Here is a 13,707-nt window from a genome sequence, read left to right on the forward strand (position 1 = left end):
AAAGCCCCGTTTATGAGAAAATCCGTCTGAATAGTTGTATAAAAGCAGTTATCTCTCAAGTGGGGAGCGAAAGGCACCGATATAGCTGCATACTTACACTTATACTGACTAGCTGGCAGGCTCGCGATATTGGAAATGAGGACAATCCTCGCTCTCAAGCGTATAGATCGTCCTCATGTCTAGTCTATATATTTAAGCTCCCGGCTGCTCGGTCAGGCTCTCTTTAACGAAAGCCTCCTCGCGCGCCACGACAGTATATAGATGGTCTCCCACCTTAACTACGCTGCCTACAGGAACAATCGCCTTCTGACCTAAAGAGACGGTTACACGATTAGCATAAACTGGCTTCTGCCCGTTATTATCGATGCCAGCCCCGTTCTTGTCCTTGGCTTCAGCTGAATCAACGCCATTTACCGCAGTTTTATCTGACGCACCATCCGACTCATTATCTGAAGCTGCGTTTCCCGCGGTATCCTTCGTAGCTGAACCAGACTTATCGGCTCCGTTTCCTGCTTTCGTCCCCTTTTCGGCCTCTGCTCCTTTTTCAGCTTTTGTCCCTTTTTCAGTTCCAGTATCCTGTTTAGCAACCGTGCCTTTTGGGGCTTCTATACCGTCCGTATCTGCGCCATCCGTATCTTTTGACGCGACTCCGTCCGATCCATTCCCAGCTGAGCCTTTTTCACCTTTATCCAGTCCAGCCGCTTGTCCGCCCGCGGGAACCTTATCGCCAGCCTGACTCTTGTCCGAATTCTCTCCAGACATTTCGCCCGCTGCACCGCCTGCACCCGCTCCATCGCTCGGGTTGTTCGAACTGCCCGGATCCCCTGGATGATCCACACCATCTCCACTGGAATCTCCGCCACTGCCACCGATCCCGTCCACATCATCCGCACAGCTAGCTGTAAACTTCAAATTTGCAAACTGCTGAACCGCCTGATCTGGCGACTCGATCTCCAGCGCTGAAGGAGCGAAGGCTTTGCACTTCTGCGCCTCAGCAAACTGGAATACGAGCGAGGTCGTCTCCGCTCCATCGAGACCTGTCACATTTTCCGCATAGACGAGCACGTTGGGCTCTACCTCTGCATTTAACGGAGGAGTGGCCTCCACAGACGGCTTGGAACCGCCGAGCAGCCCTTGCTGCTGCATCACCAAAATACCTGTAAGTACCACGAGACTAGCCACCAGAACAAGCGCAGTCACTCTGACCTTTTTCCCGTTCTTCGCCAGAAATCGCTTGAGCGGCGAGGATAACTCCAGGCGTATTTTCGCGAATACCGCGGCCATCGGCGCCCCCGCCTTATCGAAATAGCGGGTCCGGTAATCCCGGCTCTTGAATGCATTAGGATCATGCTTCTTGAAATAATTCAGCAAAGCAGCTGTGTAGGCTGGAGCAATTCCACGAGAATTAGCAAATAACTCCTGCCCCTGCGACCAGAGTATGAATTCATAGATTACCTCCGGACTCTTCGCATGCTGCTGCAGATAGTTTAACAAAGCGGCATAGTCCATATTGCCGTTTTTGGGGGTGTAAAAGGCCAGAATGATCTTGCAGAACTGCGTTAGCTCAACCATCGATTGCAGCCATTCCCTCCCTAACTGCTGCATCTGCTTCACATCTGCTGAAGGCAAGCCATTAAAGATATCTTCTGTTACCTCCCGCTGAGCGAACCACTCATATAAGGCTTGCAGCATATCGACATGCCTGCGCTGTTTGTCCTCAAGCAGCAGCCCTTCAAAAGCGTCCGGCCGCGCCAGAAAATCAGCCGTCGTAATCTGCTCGAAGGTCAGCTTGTCCAGCTTCAGCTCGTCCAGCAGCACCCGCTTGGCCGCAAGGGCGATATCGCCTGCGAGCTCGGAGTCCGCCAGAGTCATCCCGCGGTCGCCCACCGGGGTTCTCCCCCACTTGCGGACATTGTCCAGCACCATATGCACGGCGGGCAGCAACTGCTGTTCCTTCCGCAGCTTATCCTTCAAGCTGGCTACCGCATATTCCTTGAACGCCGTATTCCGCAGCACATCAGGATGAGTGATGGCCCAGCTATGCACCACGTTTAATACTTCGCGCGCTCCGCTTGCTTCTGTAAATTTATTTTGAATAAAAGGATCGAATAAGGCATGCTCCAACTCATTGTGCTTCATTACCAGATCAAAAAAAGCTCTGCTCAATTCAGGCTGGCTCTCCACCAAACTATATAACGGACGAGCCAATTCAACCTTGCCCCCGGCCAGGGCGTTATTGATGGCATGGATCAAATAATTAATCAGCTTGATTCCATAGCTCCGGCTATCGAGCTGATAATAATCCCGGAAGCATTCCACTACACTTAGCTCAGCCATGTTCCGCAGCTTCACCGCATCAAACTCGCGGTCAAAAGCAGCGAGAAATATATCATTGAGCCGTATTCTCGAATCCAGCGCTCCCGCAGGCTCCAGGTAGTTAAGCAAGCCACGCAACACCGTAACTTTATGGGCCTCATACAGGTCCCAATCCCCGGCTTCGATCTGGTAGAATACAGACAGCTCATGATAGCTGGACAGCAGCGTCCGGCGCTGCGAATCCATACCTGCCAGCATCTCATCTGCGAAGCGATGGAATTCCTCCAAACGCTCGAGATCGCCTATAGACCTCCAGACCATGTCGAGATATGGCTGCCGTCCTTCATCCAGCTCATCCTGGGGCACGCGGCCGATAGAGAGATCGAACACATAATCTTTCTCAATCTCGCGATCATTCGGGCGAATGCTGCCGCGCTCCACAAATTGCAGGTGGATAAACTTGCGGCTCTTCGGCTCCTTCGCATAAGTGATAAAGCCGAGGCGACGGCGCAGCTCGAATGGCAAGCAGGCAAATAGCACCTGAAGCAACGCCGAGGCCGAGGCGGGAATCTGCTCTGCCGGAACATCCAGCGCGACATAGACCTTCTTCCGTCCCTCGCCAACCGCAGTCATGACAGCGAACAGGAGCTGCTTGAACGTCTTCTCGTCCAGCTTCAGCTCATGCAGCAGCTTCTCAGCCATCAGACGTGGCAGACCCATCTGCGCATAACGCGGATTCTGCGGAATATCCTCCAGCTCCGGCAGCTGTCGGCCGATCTCGGGGACATACATTTCCGCGAACGCCGCTTCAAGATACTCACGATAATGGGTGACGATCTCATCTTGCCGCGCAGCTGGTATGACATAGTTATGTGTCAGAAAAGCGCTGCGCAGACCGGTGAAATCAGCCGACTGGTGAATACTGCGGCCCAGCACGGTATCCCCATTCTCCGCATGGAATAAATGGAGGGCCGGCGGGAAGCTTGCGTCATCCTTCTCTCCCCGGGAGACAAGCTCTGCTGGCGCATCATATCCGCAGAATGGATGCAGTTGCTTTTTGATAAACACCGCATCCAGTCCATCCGAGACCGCCACTGTGTCAAAGCCTTCCGTCGAACGGAAAATACCGCTCCGCTCCCGGGTGTAGATTTGCTGTTGGATCAAGTCAGGGGATGATCGCCTTATACTCAAAACGCCTCTCTCCCCTCAATATAGTTCAGCTTATACAGCAGCCAAATGAACGGTTCATCCACGCGAATCGGCTGCACCACGTCCTGCAGCTTCTGGTCTATCGGGTTGCTGCCGAGCGCAGATACTGCGAAATATCCCGTATCCTTAAAATATACGTCCATCGTCCCTTTGAAAGGGCGATCCACCTTTTCGATAAAACGGCGAATTTCCCCGTCGATATTCTCGAACTCGGTCAAATTGAAATATTTACGATGCACAGCATTGTTAAATATATTACTATTCGACTTGATATACTCTCCTTCTTCATCCTTCAAGACATGCAGCATATCACTCTTCGTCAGCACTACCGCCGTCGGGATATCCGTCTTGTTCTGCTCCTCATAAGCGATGAAATCACCGAACATAGTCAGCACGACATCCCGCGGTTCATCATACTGCGATACCCATTCCCCCGGCTTGTCGCCGACATTAATGCGAATCTTCTCGCGGATCGAACGGATCTGCAGCGGGTCCACCATGAACAGCAGACCTGAAGAATTCTTGATATGCTGCCCCTGCAGGCCCAGATAGTCCTGATCGACCATACCCTCTCCGGCGACATCGAAAAAGACCAGCGTCAGCGGCGGTTTCGACTCATCCTTGAACACGAATTGGAAAATAAACGGCTCCTGCATCTTCTCCTTCTGCGTGGAGGCCAGCAAATCACCGCGTTCAAACAACGGCTCCTCATACATCGTGCGGAATTTGCGGCTGATCTCCGCATTGAGCGGCATGCAGGCCGCATCGAAATGATCGGCCGTCGTATTCTGGAGTGTATGAATCAATGAAGTCATATACACGGATTTCCCCACTTGGGAAGCACCGACGATCGAAATAATGTTGCTCGGCACTTTGCCTGCGGTCACCGGCAATTCATTATGGCAATGCGGACATAATCTCCGCTTGGTCACCTCGCCATAACGGTCATTCAGCCCGATCAAAACATGATCGGAATAGATCAAATGCTCAGGCGGTACATCCTGGGGCCGCAGCACCGCCTCCATATCGTACACCGTATCCAGTCCGAACCGCTCCCGATATCTGTTCAGTTCCTCATCTTCGCCCAGCGCATAATCCTCATCATCCTCACGGTAATGAGTCGCCCGGAAGACCACCTGATCCGGGGTGAATTTGCTGAAACAGTACGGACAGACAATATCATAAAATAACGGCCGCGGCTCGGCCTGCGGTTTCCTTTTGAATAGATCTAAGAAGCCCATCGTTCATTCCTCCTCGCTAGCAGTGCATTTATTCCGGGATCAGCTCAAAGAAGCGGCCATACCTGCGCCCATCCGTAAAGAATAGCCGCACATAATCGTTCTTGCCGACCTCGATAGGCGGCAACGTGCTTCTTCCCGCCGGGAAATCCCGGAGAAAAGGATACACCGTCCCGTCTTCAATGCTTGCCGGATAGCTGTCCTGCTTCTTCACATAGCATAAAACTTCCTTAGGGACCTCTATCTCGGCTAGCACCGAGATTTGCACTGTTTTATATTTACGCAACAAGCTGCTCTTCTGCCGGATCGAATAACGGATCTTGGCCCGTCCAGTGCTGATCTCCACCGTATTCTCCGCCCCCGGCTGACGAATAAGCAGCTTCTCCCCGTTCTCCATCATGCAGGCATATACGGTGTAGACCACCAGACCGACCTTGTCGATCCGGTCACGGTACCCGCCCGCTGCCTTATACTCTTCGCGCGTATACAGTCTCAGACCCTCGCTCGGGGATGGATATTCATCCATCCCGTACGATCCGCGATCCGCTGATCGCTCCTCGATATAGACCGCCTGCAATCCATCTGGCCATTGCCAGCGGAGCAAACAATGATCCTCATCGAGCTTGTAGCTCAGCCCTGTGATGAGCGGCAAGCCGTCCTCAGCATCAATATAACGCATCGCTTCGCCCCCTTACGCCTTTAAAATCCTCTGCTGTTCCGGTCCCTGGCAGGCTCTGTATATCCTGCTCCAGCATTCCTCACCGCAGCTCCTCTACGGCGAATTCCGGTTCGTACAGCATTCTCATGCATCGGCACCACGACCGTGAACATCGTCGTGACCGCTGCCAGAACCAGACAGGCGAGCAAGCGGATCATCACATCGCCGATAAAGCTGCCATTCAGGCCGAATTCCAGCAGCAGACCAGCAAGCAGGCCGGATACAGCGCCGCCGATCGTGAAGCTCTTAGCCAAATAGCGATTATCGAACATGAGACCCAGAGATAAGCCGATAAGTGCCCCGAGCAGCAGAACGAGTACAATTCTCAGAATCATGTAATAAACGCTGTTCTCCATCATCCCGGTGCGTTCCGTAACTAATGTACGATCATCCAGATTGTCATAAATTTGCCGGAAAACAAAGGACAGATTCTTCGCATCGGCCTCGTCATAATACCGTCCTCCCGTCTCGCTGGCGATATCCTTAAGCAGAGTGGCCCCTGCGGAATTTCCATATCGGCTAAGTCCAAGACCCACTGTGTTGATAACGACTCCCCGCTCCTGATAATCCGCTAGAACTTCGGCCGTATTCACATCGCTGAAGCCATCAGACAGCAGCACAGCCATCGCTCCTTTGGAGCTGTTCAGCCCTTTCAGCTGATCCATCCCCAATTCCAGAGCCGAGGCGATATCCGTACCAGCATTCGTCGGCTCCAGCGCATCGATAGCCGCATATACTTCATCCTTCACCCCTTGACCCTTAACCTGGACAAAAGGCTGGATTAACTCAGGTGCGTCATTGAATACAATAACGGATACCTGCTTACTGCTATCCATCTGCTCCACGAATGATTTGGCCGCTTCATAACGCAGATCCTCCGGGTCCGTCTCCAGCATACTGCCGGAGTTATCAATGATCAGCACGATGTCCTTGGTCGTCTTGGCACGGCCGACATTCAGTTCATATAAGAATTCAAAGGCCGTTCCAGCCAGAAGCAGCATCACCAGTGTAGCCGGGATTAACAGCTTCCAGGAGGTCCCCATATACCTTTGCCGCCAGGATGCTCCGTTCAACCGCGGAGAGATCATCTCCGCGATCAGGCAGAATAGCCCGATCGATAGGGCAAGTATGCCGAAATACAGACCGATCAATAAGATTTCCGGCATCCGGCCAGAGAGTCTGCCTAACAGTACCTCGCCGATTACGAACCCGACCGCCCCGCCAATAAGGCTGAATAGCACCAATAGCCAGTTAATTTTACGCTGCATATACGTACTTCCTTCCTACCATTTTTATATGACGGATTGTCAAGGCAAGTGCGACAGTTCCTCTGAAAAAGATTCGCGAGCGGTTCTCCATCCCAGACATTTTCGTGGTCTGTGGTTAATCAGATCAAGAGCATGGTGTAAAGCCTCGTCCGTAACTTGAGCGAAGTCCGTTCCTTTGGGAAAAAACTCTCGCAAGAGGCCGTTGGCGTTCTCATTGGAGCCTCGTTGCCAGGAGGAATACGGATCAGCAAAGTACACCTGTATGCTATGGGTGGCCTCCAGATTGGTGTAGCAAGCAAACTCCTTGCCACGATCTGCTGTAGCGGTTTGAAAGGCTCCGATAGGATACTCAGAAGCAACTACACCAAAAGCGATCTCCATAGACAACGCTGTGCGGTCTGGCATCCGAATGGCTTTGTACAAGCGCGTTTTACGCTCAATGAACGTAGCTACACAGCCCTTGCTTTTCCCACGGCCTGAGACCACCGTATCGAGTTCCCAATGACCAAACGTTTCCCGAGACCGTACCTCTTTGGGACGCTGAGAGATAGACTTGCCCACGGTAAACTTGCCACGCGTCTCAGCAGGCTTCTGCCGCTTGCCTTTGTGTCTGAGAACGGTGAGGATGCCTTTGGACAACAGGCCCGCGTACAGCCAGCGATAGATCGTTTTAAAGCATACGATGGCTTGCTTCTCCTGCCGAAACCGCTGTGTGATCTGCTCCGGAGACCAGGTGGCCTGAAGCTTCTCTTCGATGACTCTAGCCAGCTCCGGCGTCCACTTGCCTTCGGGAACCGAGGTTTTACGACGCTGGGTATAGCTCTCCTGGGCTCGCTGTGCACCATAGGTCTCCTGACCCTCGTGACGCTCCAGTTCACGGCTGATGGTGGAATGATGTCTGCCGAGCTCTCTGGCAATCGCTCTGGCACTTTTCCCCTGCTGGTGGAGGATTTCTAGCTTGCTGCGCTCGATTATGCTAAGATGTGTGTAGTTCATGGTGGATTCTCCTTGTGTGAATGTAGGGTGTAGGAACTTTCATTCTACACGAATCCGGCCATGGGCTCTTTTTTATTTATTTCCAGCAGGTGTCGCACTTCATTTTACAATCCGTCATATACATGCAAGAGCTCCTCCAATGACCCCATCATCGCAGCCATCGGAGGGAACCACAGCAAGTCTACGCAGGCGATTAACGCAGCTGGGGCAATGAAGCCCGATCTATTCCGTGAAATTCATAACCGTTCTGCAAGTAAGACTCATAGTAAACCTTCCCGTTCAGGTAATACACCAAATCCTCTATGTGGAAGCCGCCCATCAGGTTGAGCTTCTCCAGACCGCTGCTCCTCTGCTCATGAACACATCCCAGCTTGTAAATCCGCGATGACTCATCTGCCTGGAAAATATGCCGTACAAGCTCACTCGTATAGTCCCCGAACACATACTTCTCCTCATAACGATGCTCCTGGGTGTAATCGTACAGACGGACCTGAATCGCGGCGTTGTCCTCCAGAATGCGATACAGCTTCTTGAACAGTTCTTCCTTGGTCAGCACCGTCTTGTTGCCGTACTCTACTGCGACATTAGCCCGCTGCAGCAATTCTTCCTCGAAGGTGCGCTTGAACAGCGGTGAAGCCAGGATCGCCTCCCTGCATACCTGGATCAGCCGATCGATCAGTCCTTCAGGACCTTCCTGCAACAGCAGCTGCGAGTCACCGAGCGCGCTCTCAGCAAAGAAGGCATTTCGCCCTCGCTTCGCCTCCCACTGCTCCATCAATTCAGCGGTTACCCGCTCATAATACTCCATGATGTTCTGACCGATATAATCATCCGCAGTCTTGATGCTGCTATACGCAGTATCACGCAGCTCACGCTCCAGCGCCTCCAGCTGCATAATCTCGGCGCGGTATCGGCCATGCATGCCCCGCAGCGCTTCTTCAAGCTTCGTAATCAGCTTCAGCCGGATCTCAAGCCGCAGTATATCCCGTCTGCGCGAGTACACATTGCTGAACAGATAGTGGATGAGGCTACGCAAATTATGCCGATCCATAAGCGGAATGCGCGGGAATGCCTGCTCCTCGACCCGCCCCTGGCGGAATTGCTCCAATTCAGCCTTTGCCGAAGCTAATAACATCTCCGCCTCACGGCGACTATTGCGCAGCAGATCGGCAACGCCCGTTCCCTCGTCTCCCGTCCAGGCAGACAGGGAATAAATCTGCACTTCCGGACGCTGCTCCAGCGAGCGCATAACTGCCTGACTAAGCCATTTGGTCGCGTCGAATTCCTTCCATTGCCGGGTCGCTTCCTCCTCGAAATTGCTGCGGAAGAAGGCCTCTCCACCACCGCCAAATAGCGTCTCCTCCGCTTCCTTCAGCGATAGCTTGCGAACCGCCCCATAGCTGACATCATTCGTCATCAGCCCGTGCATTTCGTTTAAGCCCTCCGGCGAGGGCAGCATGCCCTCCACCGCCCGCTCCAGAGAAGCCGCATCCAGGCCGAAGAAGCTCAGCTTCTCAGCCAGGGTCAGCGGCGGCTCTTGCTTCATCCTCTCCAGCAAGCCGCGATAGAAATGATAGAGTACAGCGAGTGCAATCGACTGGTTCGGACGCTTCACGCGGGACAGACCAGCAGAGACCAGGCCCTGGCGCCCCGATTCGGCCATAATGTTGTTCTTGAATGAAGTATTGTTGTAAGCCGGATTATTCGCTCCCCAGGGCTGTTCCTTCTGATGTCTGTTCTTCAGCAAGCTGATATGCGAGATAATCTCGTAGCAGCTCTGCATGCCGTTCAACGAAGCGATTCCCCGCTCATCCCGATCTGACAGCACATAGACGAGGTCGAACAACGGGGACGGCGCATGCGTAACCGGAATCGCAATCCCATCCTCCGTCACATGCAGCGGTGCGCTAAATTCGTAATCAGACTGCTGCATCATTTCTAGCTCGCGAAGGAATGCAACCCCCAGCGAGCTGCTGTAACCGAAGGCTTCAGCCCCTTCGCGCTCGCTAATCAAGGCGTACAGATCAAGCTGTACCGCCTTGAACGACTGCCGGAAGATCGCTTCCGCCAGCAGCGCGATTTCCGGGACAAACACATTAAGCGGGTCATCGACCCGCGTAATGATCGAGAGACGTACCCGGTCAAAGGACGGGTACAGCCGCCCATACTCTGCCAGGGCGCCGCTCGCCTGCCGCAGAACCCGGTTCAACGCCGGCAGGCATTCGGCTTCCTCATAGAAGCGCCGGTAAATATCGCGGCGCAGCGCAGGTTCAGCCGAACCCTCCTGCATTACGACCGGAATGCCATAGTGCAAGAGGCCAGGCTGCGAGGAGGAAGTGCCAGCAGGCTCAGCCTGAGCGCCAACATGAATGTAAATCAAGCTCTCGCTGTTCTCCCAATTCTTCTCATTCATCTGCATGATCGGCTTGATGGCCTCTTTGCTCTTGTCTCCAATGAACAAGAACACTGCGGGATAATGAATGATGCTCTGATCATCGCCGAGACCTGTGTTCCGTTCCTCTGCCAGATCATAGGCAGCGGCGAACTGCTCCAGCTTCGGTCTGATCATCATTTCAGCCTTCTGCGAATATCGTTGAGATTCGCGGACACCTGTTTGTAGAACTGATACATATCTTCTCCGTTGGCCAGCTCCACCTTCTCATATTCCAGCGAGTCCCGCCCCTCCTGGAATCGTTCGGCCAGCTCATCCAGCGTCTGCAGCAGTGGCTGAATATCTTCGGTAGCCGTAAGCTCGGCAGCGCGGCGAGACGCTTTGCGCATCAAGGTGCTGCGACTCTTCTCATCCAAGCCATGGAAGTGCATGAACACTTCATATTCCACATAGTTGCGGCTCTTCATCAGATTCGCGAACGGCTCCCATGCCTCTTCCTCCGGATCACGGTCATAGACATAGAGCGCGCCTTTTTTCGTAATCGTTCCAGTATAGAACGCCTCGATGAACTGCTCTAGCCACTTCTCTTCGTCCTGATGCTGCTCCAGCACCGCTTCCAGCTTGGCAGCCATAGCCATAATCTCGTCGTACTTGGCGATCTCCTGCCGTACACGAATAATCAATTCAGGGGAACGAATCAGGTTCTCCTTGGCTAAATCCCCGTTAATACTGCCGAAAATGTCCTTGTCTCCCTCCCGCGGCAGCCCTTCTGTCAACAGCCGTCTGAGTTCATCTGTCGCCCGCTTCACTTCGCCCAAATTCGGCTTCGGCGCATCGAGACGCATATCATAAGCCGCCAGCATGTTATTCAAATCGAACGGCTTCGTCAACACCACCGAATAACGATTGCTCGTATTGTGATCGACATCCTTCTCAAGGATTACCTTCAGCTTAAGTGCCTTGTCAAACTCTTCGCGTACGCGCGCGTTATAGCCCTGCACCCGCGAGTTGACGTAGGTGTCGCCCCAGGATTTCTCCGGAATTGGCGAAGGCAGATACGTCCAGTTATTCTTGTCCGTCTGCACCAGATGGCGGCCAATCCCTTCTTTATCGAGAATCGTCCGTTCATAGCTCTCTTCATAGACCTTCAGCGGCGTATAGACGAATAATGGCACCCCGTTGCGCGTGTTCAGCCAGAATATTCTGTTCTTCACTTCGCTTTCCTTCACCGTGAAATGGGATTTACCAACCGCATTATTCTGATAATTGCGAATCCCTTTGAGAATGCTCGGCGCCTGGGTTGGAACCGATACGAAGCCCCAGGAAGGGAAGTGCAGATTGCCTGTGCTGTTGGACAAATGGAAGACAGGAACCGCCTCCTCATCCAGCTTGCTGGCAATGAAGCGCTCGACGAACTTCTCGATCGACTCGTCCTGCCCGTATTTGATGACCAGGAAATCCTCCATCGACTTCGTAATGAGATCCCCGAATTTCTCGGTCAGGAAGTCGGAAATGGAGCTGACGATATCGATTTCCTGCTCCTTCACCCATTGATTGGAGTTATTCAGCAGCTCCATAGAGAAGTCGCGGATCAAATCATCGACATCCTTCTGGTCCATAATGCTGCTGACCACCTTGGATATGTCAGGTACGCTGACGATATTCCAATAGTAGGTTTTATTCCCTTTATGATCGACCTGCTCATCACCGCTCGTCAGAATGTCGCCATTCTTGGAGAAAATCGAGCTCAGCGCGTTCAAAATTTCCGTAAACACCCCATAGATCCGGTTATTCTCCGAGTTCAGCAGCTGATACAGATCCTCATAGAATTCAATCATCTGTTCTGTACGCTCAACATCGGCATGCAGCCAATACTCATTGATCTTGGCTTCAATATACGCATTCTTCTTCTTCTCTTTAGAGACGAATGCACTCTTGGCATCGCCCAGCTTCTCATTCGCCTGATCCTGCGCGGCCTCAATGTCACGCGGGATGCGCAGCAGGTTCTCCCGCAGTGCTTCGATGTAGGAGAGCAGCATCTTGAGCAGACAGAAGCCTTTTTCCGTATAGATCAAGCGGGACACGTAGAACGGCCCTTGCTCCGGATGCAGGAATAGCCGGCGAATCTGCTCGCTGAATTGCTCCAGCATCTCGCCTGGCAGCTGCTTCTTGGCCTTGATATACTCCTCTCTTGCCCGGGCCAGGAAGGTCTGCTCCAGCTCTGTGTCCATATTCACAACCTGGGATTTAACAACATTAGCGTAGCTCAAGCGCTCACTATTCTCGAAGCCCGGCAATGGCTCAGGAACCCGGGACTCGAACGTCTTCACCATACTATCCAGGTCGATCCCCAGCTTACGGGCGAACTTCTCGACATCTTCCTGGCTCGGCGCTTGCCGGAACATCTTCTCCATCTTCTCGAACAGCCGGTACGCCAAATACGTCGTCATTTCCTCGATCGGCAGGACAGCCGAAGAGGCACCGATAATGTTATATTCATAATTCGCCGGATATACCTTGTTCATCTGAGCGATATTCGTGCGAATATTGCTGATATAATCATGGATGGCAAATTCCTCGCCGGACTGCTTCTCTTCGCTGGCCATGAAATTCGTAATATTCTCTGCGGTAACATTCATGCAATAGTCATAAGCATTCTCGAGCAGCTTGCCCTCGGTATTCGTCGCCGAGATCAAATGGCAGAGATTAAACGGCGGCAGCGGAGAATTAACGGTAAGGATATTGCCGTACTGCTGCTTGAACCGCTCACCGCGATTATCTACGTTCATCCAGTAATCGAGCTCTTTCAGCGCGGCATAGCCGTTCTTCTTGATATATTCGCGCGTATGCTCGCTCAAGCTCTTGTTGGACAAGTTAATGTCCGGCGTGAACAAATAGCCGAGCGTATTCACCCGGTCGATCCCGGCCGAGCCGTGATCACGCTCGATAATGCCGCGGACGATATAAGCGATGTCGAGGAAGCAGCCGCTTCCTGTACCGCCGGACAAGCCGGTCAGCAGGAATACCATCAGCTTCTTATTCGTACCTACGGACAGCGTCTTGATCTTCTTGTCGATGGCCTGCACAACCTGATTGATCTTCGTGAACAAGAGGAGCCGTCCTGCTTGACGCACTCCCGCCGCTCCATTCATCCCATCGGTGATACTAAGCTCCGGCGACAGCCAATCCGTAATATAAGGCTCCAAAATGCTGCGATTCTGCAGCAATCCGCCGATTTCCGGATTCGACAGCAGCACGAATTCATTGATCGGATCGAGCCCGATTCCCTTATAACGCTTCGTCCGATCCTGCTCATTCGTCTCGAAGGCGAGGAATTCTACATTGTCGGGCTTGTCACGTCTCTTCTTAGTCAGCGGGTCCTCCGGCAGCTTGAAGCGTCTGTTGATTTGATATTTCAGCCGCAGCAAGGCATCGATGCCTGTTCCGCCAAGGCCGATGATAAGGATCGGATTGTCGATGGTATCGACACGGATCTTGTCGCTGACGATCCCTCCCCCCAGCGATACGTCCAATTGCTGAATATGTTCTCTGACTATCGGTTTCATATAC

The 13,707-nt window shown here is 52.8% G+C and carries 7 protein-coding genes; all 7 read right to left on the minus strand.

Going from position 1 to position 13,707, the window contains the following annotated elements:
* Positions 1–192: 192 nt before the first annotated feature.
* Positions 193–3,507 (minus strand): GAP1-N2 domain-containing protein, encoded by a 3,315-nt coding sequence (locus BFJ94_RS14715; RefSeq protein ID WP_162944290.1) that lies wholly within the window; start codon positions 3,505–3,507, stop codon positions 193–195.
* Complete coding sequence (locus BFJ94_RS14720) at positions 3,504–4,766, minus strand: TRAFAC clade GTPase domain-containing protein (RefSeq protein WP_120463341.1); 1,263 nt, start codon at positions 4,764–4,766, stop codon at positions 3,504–3,506. The genes BFJ94_RS14715 and BFJ94_RS14720 overlap by 4 nt, the downstream gene beginning before the upstream one ends.
* Before the next feature lie 28 nt (positions 4,767–4,794).
* The gene (locus tag BFJ94_RS14725) at positions 4,795–5,442 is read right to left on the minus strand and encodes a beta-mannanase (protein ID WP_120463342.1); all 648 of its coding nucleotides are present in this window, start codon (positions 5,440–5,442) and stop codon (positions 4,795–4,797) included.
* 20 nt (positions 5,443–5,462) lie between these two features.
* On the minus strand, positions 5,463–6,749 hold the full coding sequence (locus tag BFJ94_RS14730; RefSeq protein WP_120463343.1) for a vWA domain-containing protein: 1,287 nt from the start codon (positions 6,747–6,749) through the stop codon (positions 5,463–5,465).
* A gap of 39 nt (positions 6,750–6,788) precedes the next feature.
* On the minus strand, positions 6,789–7,745 hold the full coding sequence (locus BFJ94_RS14735) for an IS30 family transposase (RefSeq protein WP_120461597.1): 957 nt from the start codon (positions 7,743–7,745) through the stop codon (positions 6,789–6,791).
* Positions 7,746–7,938: 193 nt separating this feature from the next.
* A complete protein-coding gene (locus tag BFJ94_RS14740; protein ID WP_438803694.1) occupies positions 7,939–10,317 on the minus strand; it encodes a transcription initiation factor TFIID in 2,379 nt (792 codons plus the stop codon).
* On the minus strand, positions 10,314–13,703 hold the full coding sequence (locus tag BFJ94_RS14745) for a tubulin-like doman-containing protein (protein WP_120463344.1): 3,390 nt from the start codon (positions 13,701–13,703) through the stop codon (positions 10,314–10,316). Before BFJ94_RS14745 ends, BFJ94_RS14740 begins: the two co-directional genes overlap by 4 nt.
* Between the last annotated feature and the right edge of the window lie 4 nt (positions 13,704–13,707).

The organism is Paenibacillus aceti (assembly GCF_003614185.1).
Lineage (GTDB): Bacteria > Bacillota > Bacilli > Paenibacillales > Paenibacillaceae > Fontibacillus > Fontibacillus aceti.

Coding starts and splice junctions, on each gene's coding strand:
- BFJ94_RS14720 (WP_120463341.1), bottom strand. CDS start 4,766: ATGGGCTTCTTAGATCTATTCAAAAGGAAACCGCAGGCCGAGCCGCGG.
- BFJ94_RS14725 (WP_120463342.1), bottom strand. CDS start 5,442: ATGCGTTATATTGATGCTGAGGACGGCTTGCCGCTCATCACAGGGCTG.
- BFJ94_RS14730 (WP_120463343.1), bottom strand. CDS start 6,749: ATGCAGCGTAAAATTAACTGGCTATTGGTGCTATTCAGCCTTATTGGC.
- BFJ94_RS14735 (WP_120461597.1), bottom strand. CDS start 7,745: ATGAACTACACACATCTTAGCATAATCGAGCGCAGCAAGCTAGAAATC.
- BFJ94_RS14740 (WP_438803694.1), bottom strand. CDS start 10,317: ATGATGATCAGACCGAAGCTGGAGCAGTTCGCCGCTGCCTATGATCTG.
- BFJ94_RS14745 (WP_120463344.1), bottom strand. CDS start 13,703: ATGAAACCGATAGTCAGAGAACATATTCAGCAATTGGACGTATCGCTG.